This window comes from Pseudonocardia oroxyli (assembly GCF_900102195.1).
Classification (GTDB): domain Bacteria; phylum Actinomycetota; class Actinomycetes; order Mycobacteriales; family Pseudonocardiaceae; genus Pseudonocardia; species Pseudonocardia oroxyli.
Genome location: NZ_FNBE01000007.1, coordinates 31,222 through 47,892, shown reverse-complemented (window position 1 = coordinate 47,892; position 16,671 = coordinate 31,222). Strand labels below are relative to the sequence as shown.

Sequence of the window (16,671 nt, the reverse complement as noted above, 5' to 3'; positions counted from 1 at the left end):
TGGTCGGGCCTAGGGAGGATGCGGTCCGCGCGTCACAAGGCTGAACCGGGCTTCCGGAAAATGGAAGAGTTGCTCAGTAGGGTTCGGCGAGCGCCCGGCTGATGGCCCGTGCGCTGGTCCGGACGAGCGGCACGACGGCGTGCGGGGACACCGAGCCGTACCGGACGACGAGCGAGACCGCGGCGACGACCTGTCCGCGTTGGTCGTGGACCGGGGCGCCGACGGAGAGGGAGTCCAGCGTGACCTGCCGGTCGCTGATCGAGAACCCGTTCGTGCGGACGTCGGCGAGCATCCCGCGCAGCCGCGCGGGATCGGTGACGGTCTTCTCGGTGAAGCTCGCGATGGGCCCGCCGAGCACGTCGTCCTGGACGTCGGCGGGGGCGTGCGCGAGCAGGACCAGACCGACCCCGGTCGCCGTGAGGGCGAAGCGCCCGCCGACGCGGGTGAGCACGGGCACGGCTCCCGAGCCCGCGATCCGCTCGACGAACACCACCTCGGTGCCCTCGCGCACGGCGAGCTGCACGTTCTCCCGGCTGATCTGGGACAGGTCCTCCAGGAAGGGCAGTGCCCGCTCGCGCAGGCCCGGGCCGCGGGGGGCCAGCGCGCCGAGCTCCCACAGCCGCAGGCCGATGTGGTAGCTCCCGTCCTCCGCCCGTTCGAGCGCGCCCCACGCCACCAGCTCGGCGACGAGGCGGTGGGCGGTCGAGAGCGGGACGCCCGCCGCGGCGGCGAGCTGGCTGAGCGTCAGCGCCCGTCTCGTGGTGGAGAAGGTGTCCAGCAGCGTGAGCGCACGCGACACGACCGGGCCGGTGGGCCCGGTCGGGTGGCCACGACGCGACACGGTGCGCTCAGTGCTCCTCGGCGGTGCGGCTGGGGGGACCCGCCACTCGTACCGGTCGGCGGCCGGTCCCGTCCAGTGCCCGACGATCAGACGACCTGCTCCGCCTGGACGAGGACGTGGCGCAGGATCATCTCGATCTCGTCGAACTCGGCCTGGCCCGCGATGAGCGGCGGGGCCAGCTGGATGACGACGTCTCCGCGGTCGTCCGGGCGGCAGTACAGGCCGGCGTCGAGCAGGGCCCGCGGCAGGAAGCCGCGGACCAGGCGCTCGCGCTCGTCGGCACCGAACGTCTCCCGGCTGTCCTTGTCCTTCACCAGCTCGACGGCCCAGAAGTAGCCGTCACCGCGCACGTCGCCCACGATCGGCAGGTCCAGCAGCCTGCGCAGGGTGTCCCCGAAGGCCTGCTCGTGGTCGAGCACCCGCTGGTGGAGCCCCTCGCGCTTCATCAGGTCGAGGTTGGCGAGCGCCACCGCGGCGGACACCGGGTGCCCGCCCCAGGTGTAGCCGTGCGGGAAGGTCACGCCGGGGCGCAGGAAGGGTTCCATCACGCGGTCGGAGGCGATCAGCGCGCCGAGCGGGCCGTAGCCGGAGGTCATGCCCTTGGCGCAGGTGATCAGGTCGGGGACGTAGCCGAGCTTCGCGCAGGCGAAGGTGTGGCCGTGCCTGCCGAAGGCGCAGATCACCTCGTCGGACACGAGCAGCACGTCGTGTCGGTCGCAGATCTCGCGGACGCGCGCGAAGTAGCCGGGCGGCGGGGTGAGGCAGCCGCCGGAGTTCTGCACGGGCTCGAGCACCACGGCCGCCACGGTGTCGGCGCCCTCGAACAGGATCGCCTCCTCGATGCGGTCGGCGGCCCAGCGGCCGAAGGCCGCCTGCCCCTCGGCGTCGTCGGCGAACTCGGGGTGGCGGTAGCGGTTGGTGTTGGGCACCCGGAAGCCGCCGGGGGCGAGGGGCTCGAAGTCCTTCTTCATCATCGGCAGGCCGGTGATGGCCATGGCGCCGTGCGGGGTGCCGTGGTAGGCCACCGACCGGCTGATCACCTTGTGCTTCAACGGCTTCCCGACGAGCTTGAAGTACTGCTTGGCCACCTTCCACGCCGACTCGACGGCCTCGCCGCCGCCCGAGGTGAAGAAGACCCGGTTGAGGTCGCCGGGCGCGAGGTGGGCCAGCCGCTCGGCGAGCGCGGCGGCGGGCGGGGTCGTGTAGCCCCAGACGGGGAAGTAGGCGAGCTCCGCGGCCTGCTTCGCCGCGACCTCGGCGAGCTCGCGGCGCCCGTGCCCGGCCTGCACGACGAACAGGCCGGCGAGCCCGTCGAGGATCGTGCGCCCGCGGGAGTCGGTGAGCCGCACGCCCTCGCCCTTGGTGATCACCGGGACGGGGTTGTCGGGGCCGTAGGCGCCGGAGCGGGCGAAGTGCATCCAGAGGTGGCGGGCGGCGGCCTCGGCAGCCGGGTGCGCCGGGGTGGTCGGGTTCTCGACGGCGGTCATGGCTGCTCCTGTCAGGCGTTCTGGGGGAAACCGAGGTTGATCCCGCCGTGGCTCGGGTCGAGCCAGCGGGTGGTGACGACCTTGCCGCGGGTGAAGAAGTGGAAGCCGTCGGTGCCGTGGGCGTGGGTGTCCCCGAACAGCGAGCTCTTCCAGCCGCCGAAGGAGTAGTAGGCCATCGGGACCGGCACCGGCACGTTCACCCCGACCATGCCGACCTCGATCTCGGTCTGGAACCGCCGGGCCGCGCCGCCGTCGTTGGTGAAGATCGCCGTGCCGTTGCCGTACGGGTTGGCGTTGACCAGCTCGACGCCCTCGTCGAAGGTGTCCACCCGGACCACCGACAGCACGGGGCCGAAGATCTCGTCGGTGTAGATCGTCATGTCGGGTGTGACGTGGTCGAACAGGGTGGGCCCGACGAAGAACCCCGCACCGTCGGCGTCGTAGGAACCCGCCCGCCCGTCGACCACCACCGTGGCGCCCGCGGCCTGACCGGCGTCGATGTAGCCCCACACCCGCTCCTGCGCCGCCCTGGTCACCAGCGGTCCCATGTCGCAGCCCCGGGTCCCGTCACCGGTCCGCAGGGCGACCGTGCGGTCCGCGATCCGCGCGACCAGCTCGTCGGCGACGTCGCCCACCGCGACCAGCGCGGAGATCGCCATGCAGCGCTCGCCCGCCGAGCCGAAGCCCGCGTTGACCGCCTGGTCGGCGGCCAGGTCGAGGTCGGCGTCGGGCAGGACGACCATGTGGTTCTTCGCCCCGCCCAGGGCCTGCACCCGCTTGCCGTGCGCGGTGCCGGTCTCGTAGACGTAGCGCGCGATCGGGGTGGAGCCGACGAAGCTGATGCTCCTGACGTCCGGTGAGGTCAGGAGTGCGTCGACGGCGGTCTTGTCGCCGTTGAGGACGTTGAACACGCCGTCGGGCAGCCCCGCCTCCTTCCACAGCTCGGCGATCCACAGCGCCGCGCTCGGCACCTTCTCCGAGGGCTTGAGCACCACGGTGTTGCCCGCGGCGATCGCGATGGGGAAGAACCACATCGGCACCATGGCCGGGAAGTTGAACGGCGAGACGATGCCCACCACGCCCAGCGGCTGCCGGATCGAGGCGACGTCCACCCCGGTGGAGGCGTTCTGCGTGGCCGACCCCTTCAGCAGGTGCGGTGCCCCGCAGGCGAACTCCACGACCTCCTGCCCGCGGGCGACCTCGCCCGCGGCATCGGAGAGGACCTTGCCGTGCTCGGCGGTGATGATCGCCGCCAGCTCCCCGGCGCGTTCGTCGAGCAGCTGCCGGAAGGTGAACAGGATCCGGGTCCGTCGGGCCAGGGAGGTGTCCCGCCATCCCGGGAAGGCGGCCTTCGCGGCGGCGATCACCTCGGCCGCCTCCTGCTCCGACGCCAGCGGCAGGGACGCGGTCACCTCGCCGGTCGCGGGGTTGGTGACGTCGGAGAACCGGCCGGACTTGCCGTCGACCTTCTGGCCGTCGGCCCAGTGGGAGAGCACGGGGACTGCAGCGGGTGCCATGGTCCGAGTCTGGGCGCGCTCCGGGATCGACTCAGGTGGCGATCTGTCAGGATCCCGGGCCGAATCCGACGATCTGTCATGCTGGCGGCGTGTTCACCACCGTCGCGGAGGTTCTCGAACTCCCCGTCCTGCAGGCGGGGGCGCCGGTGGTGCGCGCCGGGCGCGAGGCCCTGGGCGCGCCGGTCCGCTGGGTGCACGTCAGCGAGCAGCGCGATCCCGCGGGAACCTTGGCGACCGGCGTGCTGGTGCTGTCGATCGGGGTGGTCGTCAGCGACCCCTCCGTCAGCCCGACCCGGTACCTGGCCGCGCTGCGGGAGGGCGGCGCGGTGGCGCTCGTCGTCGAGCTGGGGCAGCACCTGCGCGCGGTCCCGGCACCGTGGGTGCAGGCCGCCCGGGCGCTCGGGTTCCCGCTGGTCGAGCTGCGGCGGACGGTCCGGTTCGTCGAGATCACCGAGGCCGTGCACGTCCGCATCGTCGGACGGCAGTACGAGCGCCTGGCCTTCGCGGAGCGGGTGGCGACGGTGTTCCGCGGGCTGGCCGCGGACGCGGTGGCGGCCGACGTCGTGGTCGCCGAGGCCGCGGAGCTGCTGGTCGCGCCGGTGGTGCTCGAGGACGTCGGGCACCGGGCGCTCGCGGTGGCGGGCGGACCGGCGGAGGAGGTGCTGCGGGACTGGGGCGCCCGCTCGCGGCACGCCCCGACGGGCGTGCCCGGCGGCGGCCCGCAGGGATGGTCGAGCGTGCCGGTCGGGCGGCGGCGGGCCCGCTGGGGGCGGCTCGTGGTCCCGGTCCGCCTCGAGGACGACGAGCGGGCGCGGCTGGTCCTCGACCACGCCGCCGACACGCTGACCGTCGCGGCGCTGCTGCGGGGTGATGCGGGTGGTGCCGTGCGTGCGGCCGTGGACCGGTGGCTCGAGGACCTGCTCGCCACCGCCCCCGCCGGGGAGGGTGCGCTGCAGGCCCGTGCCCGTGCGCTCGGTCTCCCGGCGGACGGGCCGTACGAGGTGCTCGCGGTGGCGGGCGGCGGGGCCGGGACGAGGCAGGCGCTGGCCGCGGCGGCGCCGAGCGCGTTGACCGGCGTCGCGGGCGGGTGCGTGCTCGCGGTCCTGGCGGGCGCCGCGAGCCTCCCGCCGAACACCCTGGGGACCGCGCCGGCAGGCGCCGCCTCCGCCGCGACCTTCGCCGACCTGTCCGACGCCGTCGTCGCCGCCTGCCGCGCGGCCCTGGCGGCCGCCGCCACCGGTGCCCCGCCGACCGAGGCCCCGTGGCGGCCCGCGGACCTGGGGGTGCGAGGCCTGGTGTGGGACCTGCGCACCGATCCCGCGCTGCTGCGGTTCGTCGAGTCCGAGCTCGCGCCGGTCCTCGCCCTGGGCGACCGGCGGCGCGCCGAGCTCCTCGCGGACGCAAGGGCCTTCACCGAGGCGGACGGGGTCGTGGCGGCCTTCGCCGAGCGGATCGGGGTGAGCCGCGCCGCGGCCTACGCCCGCGCCGACCGGCTGTCCGCGGCCCTGGGGCGAGACGTCCGGCAGCCGATGGTGCGCCTCGCCCTGCACCTCGCCCTGCTGGGGCGGGCGGCGAGCGCCGCGCGCGGTGTCCCGGCGGGTGCATGAGTGCGCGTGGTCGACGCGTCAGCGCCGGTAGGTGAGCCGGAAGTCCAGCTCCCACGTCCGTCCGCCGTCGTGGGACTGCTCCCAGCGGCCGTCGATGGTCGAGGCGTCCGGGGAGAACTCGCCGACGAAGCGTTGGGCGAAGTCGAGCGGGCTGAAGTCGGCCTCGGTGCGCACCAGCGTCCAGACGCCGCCGGTCAGGGTCATGCGGTGCAGCCGGGTGACCCCGCGGGAGTCGTAGTAGTGCTGCAGGTACGCGTCCTCGTGGGGGGCGATCACGAGCATGCTGTCCGGGATCGGGTCCGGCGCGTCGGAACGCCCCACCAGGTAGGCGCCGCGCAGCGCCCACTCGAAGCGCACCCGACCCTCCAGGGAGCCCGGGTCGGCGATGCCCCACGCGGGCGGCGGTGTCGGTCGGATCGTCCACGTGCCCTCGAGGACGTCGAGGGCGGAGAGTGCCTGGCTGCGGTCGGCGGTGCTCATGTGAGGGGGACCGCGCCGGCCCCCGGAACTCATCGCCGAGTGCCTCAGCGGCTCGGGACGGCCACCTTCGTGAGCTCCTCGGACACCGTCCACAGCCGGGTGGCGTCCTCGGCGCTGCGCAGGGGGCGGTACAGCGTCGCGGGCGCGGGTCCGCCGCCGAGCCCGGCGAGCCCCTTCGGCCCGTAGAACTCGCCGCCCTTCGCCGTCGTCGTCGCGGCGAGCAGGGCGGGCAGCCCCGCGGACTCGGGGGTGCCGAGCAGGATCCCCCGCCGGGACAGCGCGCGGATGACCTTGACCTCGGTCGTGTCCTCCGTCCGGCCCACCTCGGGGCGGGCCGCCAGCAGGTTCGTCGGGGCCACGCCCGGGTGGGAGAGCACGCTGGTGATCCCCCAGCCCTCCGCCCGGCTGCGGCGATCGAGCTCGAGCCCGAACAGTCCACACGCGACCTTGGACTGACCGTAGGCGCGGCTGCCGTCGTAGGAACGCTCCCAGTTGAGGTCCTCCCAGTGCATCGCGCCGCGGCGGGCGGCGATGCTGACCTGCGTGACCACCCGGGCGCGCCCGGCGCGCAGCAGCGGCAGCAGGTGCCCGACCAGGGCGAAGTGGCCGAGGTGGTTGGTGCCGAACTGCAGCTCGAACCCGTCCGCCGTGGTCTGGTGGTCCGGTGGGGTCATGACGCCCGCGTTCGCGATCAGGAGGTGCAGCGGCCGGTCCTCGGCGACCAGCTCCGCCCCCAGGGCGGCCACGGAGTCCAGCGAGGACAGATCGAGGGCGCGCAGCTCGACGGTCGCGGCGGGTGCCGCGGACCGGATGCGGGCCAGGGCGGCCTCGCCCTTGCGCGGGTTGCGGACCGGCAGGATCAGCTCGGCGCCCGCGGCGGCGAGCCGGGTCGCGATGCCGAGGCCGATGCCGTCGCTCCCGCCGGTGAGCAGAGCGCGGGTCCCGGTCAGGTCCGGGAGGGTGATGTCGGGTGCCATGGCTCCAGTCTGCGCAGGCGCGCGATCCGCAACCACGGCCTGACGATCCGTGGTTGCGGAGTCCACCCGAACGGTAGGAAGGAACGGTGCAGATCGACCGACCCGGCCTGGCGGAGTTCCTGCGACTGCGTCGCGAGGCCTTGCAACCCGAGGACGTCGGCCTCCCGCGGGGGCAGCGCAGGCGCACCGCGGGCCTGCGTCGCGAGGAGGTCGCGGCGCTCTGTCACATGTCGACGGACTTCTACTCGCGCATCGAGCGGCAGCGCGGCCCGCAGCCCTCGGCGCAGATGATCGCCGCCATGGCGCAGGGCCTGCACCTCTCGCTCGACGAGCGCGACCACCTGTTCCTCCTCGCCGGGCACCAGCCGCCCCTGCGCGGGGCGGGCGGCGACCACGTCAGCCCGGGCATGCTGCGGGTGTTCGACCGGCTCGTCGACACTCCCGTCGAGATCGTGACCGAGCTCGGGGAGACGGTGCGGCAGAACGCGTTCGGGGTGGCCCTCACCGGCGACACCAGCCGCTTCACCGGCCTGCACCGCAGCATCGGATACCGCTGGTTCGCCGATCGCTCCAGCCGCGCGCTCTACGCCGAGGAGGACCACCCGTTCCTCTCCCGCCTGTGGGTCTCCGGGCTGCGGCAGGTCGCCACGCTCCGCGGCCCCGGCTCACGCGCGGCGACGATGGTCGAGCTGCTCTCCGACGACGCCGAGTTCGGTGCGCTGTGGGCCGAACACGAGGTCGGGCTCCAGCCCCGCGAGCACAAGCGCTTCGTCCATCCCGAGGTCGGGGTCCTGGAGCTGACCTGTCAGACCCTCCTCGACCCGGTCCAGTCCCACGCGCTGCTGGTCTACACCGCCTCCCCGGGGAGCGAGAGCGCGGAGAAGCTCCAGCTGTTGTCCGTCATCGGGGCGCAGAGCCTCGCGTGACCGTCGTGGCGCGCTCCCGCGAGATCAGGTCGCGATCCCGCGCCACACCAGCTCGGTGAGGTCTTCGGCGGCGCGCCGCCCGGCCTCGTCCGGGCCGAGGAAGAACAGGCCGCCGAGGGCGCGCAGCACCGTCTCGGGATCGGTGTCGGGTCGGACGGTGCCCGCGGCGATGTTGGCGCGCAGCAGCTCCGCCCCGGCCTCCACCATCGACCGGTAGGCCCCCCCGGCGGCGAGGCTGGCGGTCTGGAGCGCTTCGGCCAGGCCGCGCTTGGTCGTCATGTAGTGCGCGAGGTACTCGGTCACCCAGAGCCGGAAGGCCTGCTCGGGGGTGTGGTCGGCCAGCAGCCCCGGCACGGCCGCGATCAGGTGGCCGACCTCGCGCTCGTACACCGCCAGCACCAGGGCGTCCTGGGTGGGGAAGTGCCGGTACACGGTGCCGACGCCGACCCCCGCGGCCTTCGCCACGGCGTTGAACGAGAGTTCGCCGGTGGCGACCGCGGCGGCGGCCACGCCCAGGATCCGGTCCCGGTTGCGTCGGGTGTCCGCCCGACGCAGGCTGACCGAACTCGAGGACATCCGGTCACGGTAGCTCAGCGCGGGTCCGCATTGCGGAGCGGATAAGTATCCGCTAGCGTCGGGTGCGGCGCCGACCCCCCTTCCACCACATCGGAAGCGAATCGTGGACATCACCCTCGAAGTCAATGGCGAAACCCGACACCTCAGCATCGACCCCCGGGTCACCCTGCTCGACGCGTTGCGCGAACGGCTCGGGATCACCGGACCCAAGAAGGGGTGCGACCGCGGTCAGTGCGGTGCGTGCACCGTGCACGTCGACGGTCGACCGGTCCTCGCGTGCCTCACCCTCGCCGCCACCGTGCGGGAGCCGGTCCGGACCGTGGAGGGCCTCGCCGCGGACGGGCGACCGCACCCGGTCCAGCAGGCCTTCGCCGAGCAGGACGCCCTGCAGTGCGGTTTCTGCACGTCGGGGCAGGTCATGTCGGCCGTCGCCGCCGTGGAGCAGGAGGTGGCGGACGTCCGGGAGTTCATGTCCGGGAACCTCTGCCGCTGCGCGGCCTACCCCAACATCGTCGCGGCGGTCGAGCAGGCCCGGTCGACCAAGGAGAGCGCCGATGCGCGCGTTTGAGCTCACCGCACCCACCACGCTCGACGAGGCGCTGACCTCCGGGGCGACCGCCCTGGCAGGCGGGACCACGCTCGTCGACCTCATGAAGCTGGACGTCCTGACCCCGCCGCGGGTCGTCGACATCAACGCGCTGCCGTTGCGCGGGATCGAGGTCGATCCCGCGGGCGATCTGCGCATCGGCGCCCTGGAACGGATGAGCGCGGTCGCCGCGCACCCGCAGGTGTACCCGGTGATCAGCCGGGCGTTGCTGCTCAGCGCCTCCCAGCAGCTGCGCAACATGGCGAGCATCGGCGGGAACCTGATGCAGCGCACCCGGTGCGGCTACTTCCGGGACGTCGCGATGCCGTGCAACCGCCGCGATCCGGGCAGCGGCTGCCCCGCGATCGAGGGCGCCAACCGGATGCACGCGGTGCTGGGCACCAGCGACGCCTGCGTGGCCACGCACGCCAGCGACCTCGCCGTCGCGCTCGTGGCGCTCGACGCGCGGATCGAGCTGGTCTCGACGCAGGGCGGGCGCTCCGTCGCCCTCGCCGACTTCTACCGCCTGCCGGGCGACACCCCCGAGCGCGAGCACGACCTCCGACCGGGCGAGCTGATCGGCGAGATCGTGGTCCCGCGCCTGGACTGGGCCGCGCGCTCGACGTATGTGAAGGTGCGGGACCGGCAGTCCTACGAGTTCGCGCTGTGCTCGGTGGCGGTGGCGCTCGACGTCCGGGACGGCCGGGTCGCCGACGTCCGGATCGCCGCGGGCGGTGTGGGCACCGTGCCGTGGCGGCTCACCGCGGTGGAGGCGGCCCTGCGCGGCGGCCCCGCGGACGAGGCGGCCTTCGAGGCCGCCGCGCAGGTGGCCGCCGACGGGGCACGGCCCCTGTCGCACAACGGGTACAAGACGGCGCTGCTGCCGCGGACCGTCGTCCGGGCACTGCTCGAGGTGAGCCGAGGATGACCATGCGAACCGATGCTCCGCTCAAGACCTCCGGGGCCGCGCGCTACGGCCTCGACGTCACCCCGCCCGGCACGGTCTACGGCTACGTCGTGACCAGCACGATCGCGCACGGCGAGATCACCGCGATGGACGTGGCGGCGGTCCGGGCGGCGCCGGGCGTGCTCGCGGTCTACACCCCGTTCGACCCGCTCCCGCTGCGGACGCCGATGTCGCCCCTCCTCGGCGAGACGTGGGTCCCGTTGCAGGACACCGAGGTCACCTACTACGGCCAGCCCGTCGGGTTCGTCGTCGCGGAGACCTTCGAGCAGGCCCGCGACGCCGCGCTGCTCGTCGAGGTCACCTATGACCGGCGACCGGCGCGGACCTCCCTGCACGCCGGTCTCGCCGACGCCCTGGACGCCCCGCCCTCGCTGCACGGGGAGCCGCCGACGCTCCAGGTCCTCGCCGACGGCGTGGAGTCCATCGAGGACGCCCTGGCCGCGAGCGCCGTCCGGGTCGACGCGACGTACGAGACCGCCACCCAGAACCACGCCGCGATGGAGCCGCACTCCGCGGTCGCGGTGTGGGAGGACGGGCGGCTGACCCTCTACAGCGGGACACAGGGCTCGGACCTGCAGGCGGCGCAGCTGGCCCAGGCCCTGGACGTCGAGCCGGCACGGGTGCGGGCGCTGAACCCGTTCGTCGGCGGGGCGTTCGGGGGCAAGGGGCACGCGGGGGTGTCCGCGTTCCTCGGCGCGGCCGCGGCCCGCGACCTCGGCCGGCCGGTGAAGGCGGCGCTCACCCGCGAGCAGGTGTTCACCGCGACCGCCACCCGGCCCGCCACCGTGCAGCGCCTGCGGATCGGCGCGGACGCCGACGGTCGCCTGACCGCGTTGGCGCACGACTCCTGGTCCTCGACCACCGCGACGCCGTCCTTCGTGGAGCCGACCTCGCACGGCACGTCGCGCGAGTGGTACACCACGCCGAACCTGGCGATCACCCAGAAGATGGTGCCGCTGCACGTCCCGCCGACCACCTTCATGCGGGCGCCGGGCGAGGCCCCCGGGTCGTTCGCGTTGGAGAGCGCGATGGACGAGCTCGCGGTGGCGCTGGGCATGGACCCCGTCGAGCTCCGGCTGCGCAACAGCTCGATCGCGCCGCCCGGCAGGGACCTGCAGTGGTCCAGCAAGCATCTCGACGAGTGCTTCACGCTGGGCGCGCAGCGGTTCGGGTGGGCGCAGCGCCACCGCCGCCGGGTCGACCGCGACTGGCTGGTCGGGTACGGCACGGCCACGGCGATGTTCCCGGCACTGCGGTTCCCCTGCGCGGTGCGGATCACGCTGCGCCCGGACGACACGGCCGAGGTCGCGACGAGCGGCGCCGACCCCGGCACGGGGCTGCGCACCGTGCTGTCGCTGTTCGGTGCGGAGGCGCTGGCGATCCCGCCGGAGCGGGTCGAGGCCGCGCTGGGTGACTCGACCCTGCCCCCGGGCGGCATGTCCGGCGGCTCGACGGCGACCGCGTCGGTGGGCTCGGCGATCGCGGTGGGCGCGCCGGCGGTGATCGACGCGCTGGTCGCGGTGGCCACCGGGCCGGGCGGGCTGTTCGAGGGCCGGGAGGTCGCCTACGCCGACGGGCGGGTGTTCGCCGAGGGGGACAGCGCCACGTTCGGCGAGGTCCTGCGGGCCGCCGGACGGGACGAGGTCACCGCGATCGGGACCTCCGCGCCGGGCGAGGAGATGACCAAGCACTCCTTCAGCTCGTTCGGTGCCCAGTTCTGCGAGGTCCGCGTGCACCGCTGGACGCGCGAGGTGCGCATGTCCCGCATGCTCGGGGTGTTCGACGCCGGGCGGATCGTCCACGAGCAGGCGGCCCGCAGCCAGATCATGGGCGGCATGATCTGGGGCGTCTCGGCGGCGCTGCACGAGGGTCTGGAGATCGAGGAGAGCGGGCGCCCGGCCAACGGCGACTTCGCGAGCTACCTGATCCCGGTCAACGCCGACATCCCGACCGTGGACGTCGAGTTCGTGCGCTACCCCGACACGCTGCACAACCCGGTGGGGGCGCGGGGGCTGGGCGAGATCTCCGTCGTCGGCGTGGCGGCGGCCATCGCCAACGCGGTGTACGACGCCACCGGCATCCGGGTGCGTCGGATCCCGATCGTGCTGGAGGACCTCCTGGAGTGAACCGCCGCGCTACTGCGGCAGCGCGGCGATCACCTTCCGCAGCACGGGCTCGTAGGCGGCGCCGCCGAGGCGTTCGAAGCTGCTCATCGTCACGGTGAAGCCGTACTTCGTGCCGACGACGTTCGCCTCGGCCTGCAGCTCGCGGTAGGCGAGGTAGGACTTCGTGCCGGTGTCGAGGTCGACGACCTGGTCGTAGGACCGGGTGGCCGTGTCGCGGCTGTAGTCGTAGGTGACCTCGGCGGCCGTCGCCGAGCTGCCCGTGACCGAGAACTGGGCGACGCCCTTGCCGTCCCCGAACAGGCAGTTCCCGGAGTCCACCATGGGCTGTCCGACGAGGTCGGACACCTGGGCCGCGGTGAAGGGACAGTCCGGGGGAGTGACGGCGGCGGGGAACCCGGTGTCGTTCGAGTCGTCGGTCAGGGGGTCGTCCGCGGCGACCCCGCCGTCGTCCGCCCCGGAGGCGGAGCCGCCGGCGAGGCCGCCGAGCACGGGCTGGAGCGGGCCGAGCGGACCGCCGAGCAGCACGTAGCCGACGCCGCCGCCGATCACCAGCACGGCGGCGACCAGCACGGCGATCAGCGTGGTGGGTCTGCGCCGCGGCGGCTCCGGGTCGCCGAGGCGGGGCGGGGCGAGCCTGCCCGCCGGGGCACCCGTGTCGTACATCCGGTCCTGCGGGCCGGTGCCCGGTGGCGGGCCGAAATGTGGAGGCGGTCCGTAGCCCTGGGGCGGCACCTGCCCCTGGGTCGGTCCGTAGCCCGGGGGCGGGTATCCCGGGGCTCCCGGGGGCGGCCCGTAGCCCTGGGCCGGTCCGTAGCCCTGGCCGGGGTGACCGCCCGGACCCTGCGGGGGTGGCCCGTAGCCGGGGGGCGGCGCAGAGCCCTGAGGTGGGCCGTAGCCCTGAGGTGGGCCGTAGCCCTGAGGTGGGCCGTAGCCCTGAGGCGGGCCGTAGTTCTGGGGGCCGGAGGTCTGTGGGCCTGAGCTCGGGGGCGGGCCGTACCCCGGCCGGGGTCCCTGCTGCGCTCCGGCCGAGCCCGGGGGTGGACCCTGCGGGGCCGGTTGTCCCGCCTGGTCGAGGGGCTGCCGGTCCGAGGGCACGCGGGGTGGGCCGTCGAAGTGCCGGTCCGGGTCGTCCGCCATCGTGCGCTCCTCGGTCGGGAGGTCGGGGCCGAACCCGGCCGTCGCCGAGGACTCGACGGGGGACGGGAGTCCGTGAGCATTCTGTGACGAGCGTCACGTCATTATGTAACTTGGCCTTTAATTAAGCCTCTGGTTACATAGTGCGGGTGGACCTGTTCGCCGCGCTCGCGGACCCCGTGCGCCGGGAGGTCGTGGAGCTGCTCGCGGACGGCCCGGTCACGGCGGGGGTCATCGCGGAGCGCTTCCCGGTGACCCGGCCCGCGGTGAGCAGGCACCTGCGGGTGCTGCGCGAGGCCGGGCTGGTGGAGGCGCAGGTGCGCGGGCAGCAGCGGGTGTACACGCTGCGCCGGGCCGGGCTCGCGCCGCTGGAGGAGTGGCTCGAGCGGTTCCGCGCCCCCGTGCTGCCCGCCGACCGGCTGGACGCCCTGGACACCGAGCTGCGCCGCGGTCGCCGCGCGCGCGACACCGAAGGAGAGCGCCGTGGCACCGCGTGACGTCGTCGTCCGCCGGACCTACCCGGATCCGGTCGAGGAGGTCTGGTCGGCCTTCACCGACCCCGCGCGGCTGGCCCGCTGGTACGGCACCTATGCGGGCCGGGGACGCCCGGGTGGCACGGTGGAGGTCACCGTCACCGCCGAGGTCGACGCGGGCGGCGAGGTGGGCGAGCCGGTCACCGCGCTGATCCACGAGTGCGCGCCGCCGCACCGGCTGGTCGTCGAGTTCCCGGTGGGTCCGCAGAGCTGGCGGGTCGAGCTGAGCCTGAGCCGCGCGGGCACCGGGACCGAGGTCGAGCTGAGCCAGCGCGCGGTCCCGAACGTGGCGCCCGCCGATCTCGAGGCGGGCTGGGCCTGGTATCTCGACCGGCTCGGCGCGACCCTCGGCGGAGCGGCGATGCCGGACTGGGCCGCCTACGCGCCCTGAGTCGCGAGCTCGTCCTCCCGGCGGGTCAGGACCAGGGCGTCCCCCTCGGTGATCGCGACCGTGTGCTCGGAGTGGGCGGTGCGGGAGCCGTCGGCGGAGCGCAGGGTCCAGCCGTCCTCGTCGAAGACGATCTTGTCGGTGGTCCTGGCGAACCACGGTTCGAGGGCGAGGGTCAGGCCCGGGCGCAGCGTCAGGCCCCGGCCGGCGCGGCCGATGTTGGAGACGTGCGGGTCCTCGTGCATGGTGCGGCCGATGCCGTGGCCGCCGAACTCGTCGTTGACCGGGTAGCCGTGGTCCGCGGCGACGGCGGAGATCGCGGCGGAGATGTCGCCGATCCGGTTGCCGGGCCGGGCGGCGTCGATCGCGGCCTCGAGAGCCTCCTCGGTGGCGCGGACGATCCGCAGGTCCTCCTCGGCGGGCGTGCCCACGACGACCGTGCGCGCCGAGTCCGCCGCCCACCCGTCGATGCTCACGGCGATGTCCGCGGTGACCACGTCCCCGTCCCGCAGCACGTAGTCGTGCGGCTTGCCGTGCAGGACGGCGTCGTTGACGGCCAGGCACAGCACGTTGCGGAACGGGCCGCGGCCGAAGGAGGGGGCGTAGTCCCAGTAGCAGGACTCCGCTCCGCGCCGCGCGATCATGTCGCGGACGTGGTGCTCCAGGTCCAGCAGGTTCACCCCGACGTCCGCGATCCGGCCCACCTCGGTGAGGATCTCGGCGACGAAACGCCCGGTCACCTGCATGCGTTCGATCTCCGCAGGCGTCTTCAGCTCGATCACGACGACCTCCCGGTATAACAATACCGGCCGCCCCCTACCCGACGACGGCGACCAGGACCGCGGGGAGCGGAAGCGCGGTCAGTGCGAGCAGGACGAGGTGGACCGCGCGGTGCTCCCGCAGGATCGCGACGAACTCCCGCAGCACCGCGCTCGGCCAGAAGTAGCCCGCGGTCGGGGCGCCGACGGCCTGGGCGTCGACGCCGAGCCTGCGCGCCAGCATCGCCGCCCGCAACACGTGGTAGTTGCTGGTCACGATCAGGCCGGGCCCCTGCACCAGCTCCCGGCTGAACAGCAGGTTCTCCCGGGTGGTGCGGGAGGCGGTCTCCGCGCGCACCGCGGTGGGCGGTGCGCCGTGCTCGACCGCCCACCGCGCCATCGCCTCCCCCTCGGCGACCTGCTCGTCGGCACCCTGGCCGCCGGAGAGCACGAGCAGCCGCGCGCCGCGGCGGAAGAACTCCGCGATCCCCGTCCCGACCCGGGACGCCAGCAGCGGGGTCACCCGGTCGCCGATCAGCCCGGACCCGAGCACGACCACCCAGTCGGCCGACCGGCGTCGGGTCAGCAGGCCGTAGACCCAGGCGTAGCCCAGGAAGGCGGTGAACTGGAAGGCGAGATACACCGCGACCAGGCTGCCCAGCAGCCAGAGCGCCTTCAGCCAGGTCGGCCCGGACAGGATCACCGGGAGCGCCGCGGCGACGAGGGAGAGCACGCCCAGCCCGGCGAGCAGCGACAGCGAGTTGCCCGCGCTGACCCGCTCGCGGCGCAGCATCGTCACCCCGTTGAGGACCAGGAACACGCCCAGGACCAGGGCGAACAGCGGCGAGAACAGCGCGGCCACGAACAGGAGCGCGAACAGCGGGTTGCCGGTGTCCGCGCTGAAGACGCCGAGCACACCGACCGTGACGACGAGCGCGGCGAGCAGCCAGTAGGCGTTGCTCAGCCTGCGGGGCTCGCGGCGCACCCGGCGCGCCGCGGCCCAGCAGCACAGCACCGCGATCGCGAGCGCCACCAGGGGGAGCAGCATGGCCGCCATCCTCGCCCGAGTCGGCGCCGGGCGCGGCCCGATTCACCGCAACGAGACGATGAGCAGAATGTGCCCATGTCGATCAGGGGCGAGACCGAGCCGAGCCGCATCGCCGCCGTACTCCGCGAGCGCATCTACGGCGGCATCGCCTGCCTGAGCACGCTGCTGGTGTTGGCGCGGGCGGACGAGCACGAGCCGTGGCTCGCGTTGCTCGACGTGGCGGTGGCGACCGGGGCCCTGTGGGCGGCGAGCCTGTTCGCGGACGTCGTGGCGCACCTCGCCGCGCACGGCTCGGCCCCGCGGGGTGCCGAGCTGACGGGGACGCTGCGGGCCTCGGGACAGATCCTCGAGGCCGCCGTCGTCCCGGCGCTCCTGCTGCTGCTCGCCGGGCTGGGGGTGCTCCGGACCGAGGCGGCGCTGCGGGCCGGGATCTGGGTGTCGGTGGTCGCGCTCGGGATCTTCGCGTCCCTCGCGGTCCGACGCACCGGCCTGCCGTTCTGGAAGCGGACCCTGCTCGTGGCGATCCTCGTCGGGATCGGCGCGCTGGTCATCCTCGCGAAGACCGTCGCGCACTGAGTCGCCGCCCGGGGAGACCCTCGGGTCGGGAACGCGTCCTGCCTGATCGAGCCGCACTGGCTGGGCGAGGAGCGGGCGATGCCCGACCCGAGGTCGTCCTACCCTCGAGGAGGCCGCGCGAGCGCGACCTCTGCACGGATCAAC

Annotated in this window: 17 protein-coding genes; 8 read left to right on the top strand and 9 right to left on the bottom strand. The window is 74.1% G+C overall.

The window, feature by feature from the left end; genetic code table 11:
• Nucleotides 1-73: 73 nt before the first annotated feature.
• The 3 genes from BLS43_RS12215 to BLS43_RS12205 all read right to left on the bottom strand — a co-directional run bounded on the left by BLS43_RS12215 (nt 74) and on the right by BLS43_RS12205 (nt 3,845).
• A complete protein-coding gene (locus BLS43_RS12215) occupies nt 74-799 on the bottom strand; it encodes an IclR family transcriptional regulator (RefSeq protein ID WP_245707450.1) in 726 nt (241 codons plus the stop codon).
• A gap of 128 nt (nt 800-927) precedes the next feature.
• A complete protein-coding gene (locus BLS43_RS12210; RefSeq protein ID WP_093082931.1) occupies nt 928-2,328 on the bottom strand; it encodes an aspartate aminotransferase family protein in 1,401 nt (466 codons plus the stop codon).
• Nucleotides 2,329-2,339: 11 nt separating this feature from the next.
• Nucleotides 2,340-3,845: a CoA-acylating methylmalonate-semialdehyde dehydrogenase gene (locus tag BLS43_RS12205; RefSeq protein WP_093082928.1), complete on the bottom strand. Its 1,506-nt coding sequence runs from the start codon at nt 3,843-3,845 to the stop codon at nt 2,340-2,342.
• A gap of 89 nt (nt 3,846-3,934) precedes the next feature.
• Here BLS43_RS12205 and BLS43_RS12200 point away from each other — a divergent pair, with 89 nt between their 5' ends.
• Nucleotides 3,935-5,452: a PucR family transcriptional regulator gene (locus BLS43_RS12200; RefSeq protein WP_093082923.1), complete on the top strand. Its 1,518-nt coding sequence runs from the start codon at nt 3,935-3,937 to the stop codon at nt 5,450-5,452.
• Nucleotides 5,453-5,470: 18 nt separating this feature from the next.
• Here the strand turns inward: BLS43_RS12200 and BLS43_RS12195 are convergent, their stop codons facing one another.
• Nucleotides 5,471-5,932: a hypothetical protein gene (locus BLS43_RS12195; RefSeq protein ID WP_093082918.1), complete on the bottom strand. Its 462-nt coding sequence runs from the start codon at nt 5,930-5,932 to the stop codon at nt 5,471-5,473.
• Nucleotides 5,933-5,976: 44 nt separating this feature from the next.
• Nucleotides 5,977-6,909: an SDR family oxidoreductase gene (locus tag BLS43_RS12190; RefSeq protein WP_093082911.1), complete on the bottom strand. Its 933-nt coding sequence runs from the start codon at nt 6,907-6,909 to the stop codon at nt 5,977-5,979.
• A gap of 92 nt (nt 6,910-7,001) precedes the next feature.
• Between BLS43_RS12190 and BLS43_RS12185 the strand changes: the two genes are divergently transcribed.
• Nucleotides 7,002-7,835 (top strand): helix-turn-helix transcriptional regulator, encoded by an 834-nt coding sequence (locus BLS43_RS12185; RefSeq protein ID WP_218129809.1) that lies wholly within the window; start codon nt 7,002-7,004, stop codon nt 7,833-7,835.
• A 24-nt stretch (nt 7,836-7,859) separates the two neighbouring features.
• Here the strand turns inward: BLS43_RS12185 and BLS43_RS12180 are convergent, their stop codons facing one another.
• Nucleotides 7,860-8,411 carry a TetR/AcrR family transcriptional regulator gene (locus tag BLS43_RS12180; protein ID WP_093082902.1) on the bottom strand — a complete coding sequence of 184 codons (552 nt, stop codon included), beginning with the start codon at nt 8,409-8,411 and terminating at the stop codon, nt 7,860-7,862.
• A 103-nt stretch (nt 8,412-8,514) separates the two neighbouring features.
• Here BLS43_RS12180 and BLS43_RS12175 point away from each other — a divergent pair, with 103 nt between their 5' ends.
• From BLS43_RS12175 to BLS43_RS12165, 3 genes are read left to right on the top strand one after another with little or no spacing between them, the layout of a single operon-like run.
• Nucleotides 8,515-8,979: a (2Fe-2S)-binding protein gene (locus tag BLS43_RS12175; protein ID WP_093082897.1), complete on the top strand. Its 465-nt coding sequence runs from the start codon at nt 8,515-8,517 to the stop codon at nt 8,977-8,979.
• Nucleotides 8,966-9,925: an FAD binding domain-containing protein gene (locus BLS43_RS12170; protein ID WP_093082892.1), complete on the top strand. Its 960-nt coding sequence runs from the start codon at nt 8,966-8,968 to the stop codon at nt 9,923-9,925. Before BLS43_RS12175 ends, BLS43_RS12170 begins: the two co-directional genes overlap by 14 nt.
• Nucleotides 9,922-12,090, top strand: a complete 2,169-nt coding sequence (locus BLS43_RS12165; RefSeq protein WP_093082888.1) for a xanthine dehydrogenase family protein molybdopterin-binding subunit — start codon at nt 9,922-9,924, stop codon at nt 12,088-12,090. The genes BLS43_RS12170 and BLS43_RS12165 overlap by 4 nt, the downstream gene beginning before the upstream one ends.
• A gap of 9 nt (nt 12,091-12,099) precedes the next feature.
• On the opposite strand, the gene BLS43_RS29955 is transcribed toward BLS43_RS12165, so the two are convergent.
• Entirely contained in the window at nt 12,100-12,753 is a 654-nt protein-coding gene (locus tag BLS43_RS29955; RefSeq protein WP_176921292.1) for a hypothetical protein, read from the bottom strand.
• Between the two features lie 620 nt (nt 12,754-13,373).
• Here BLS43_RS29955 and BLS43_RS12155 point away from each other — a divergent pair.
• Both BLS43_RS12155 and BLS43_RS12150 read left to right on the top strand, forming a co-directional pair.
• Nucleotides 13,374-13,721, top strand: coding sequence for a metalloregulator ArsR/SmtB family transcription factor (locus tag BLS43_RS12155; protein ID WP_176921291.1), 348 nt, complete (start codon nt 13,374-13,376; stop codon nt 13,719-13,721).
• Nucleotides 13,708-14,148, top strand: a complete 441-nt coding sequence (locus BLS43_RS12150) for an SRPBCC domain-containing protein (RefSeq protein WP_093082877.1) — start codon at nt 13,708-13,710, stop codon at nt 14,146-14,148. Before BLS43_RS12155 ends, BLS43_RS12150 begins: the two co-directional genes overlap by 14 nt.
• Here BLS43_RS12150 and map read toward each other — a convergent pair.
• Complete coding sequence (gene map / locus BLS43_RS12145) at nt 14,136-14,927, bottom strand: type I methionyl aminopeptidase (RefSeq protein WP_093082873.1); 792 nt, start codon at nt 14,925-14,927, stop codon at nt 14,136-14,138. The genes BLS43_RS12150 and map overlap by 13 nt on opposite strands.
• 34 nt (nt 14,928-14,961) lie before the next feature.
• Nucleotides 14,962-15,951, bottom strand: a complete 990-nt coding sequence (locus tag BLS43_RS12140; RefSeq protein ID WP_176921290.1) for a YdcF family protein — start codon at nt 15,949-15,951, stop codon at nt 14,962-14,964.
• A gap of 75 nt (nt 15,952-16,026) precedes the next feature.
• Here BLS43_RS12140 and BLS43_RS12135 point away from each other — a divergent pair, with 75 nt between their 5' ends.
• Nucleotides 16,027-16,527 carry a hypothetical protein gene (locus BLS43_RS12135; RefSeq protein WP_093082863.1) on the top strand — a complete coding sequence of 167 codons (501 nt, stop codon included), beginning with the start codon at nt 16,027-16,029 and terminating at the stop codon, nt 16,525-16,527.
• The last annotated feature ends 144 nt before the right edge of the window (nt 16,528-16,671 follow it).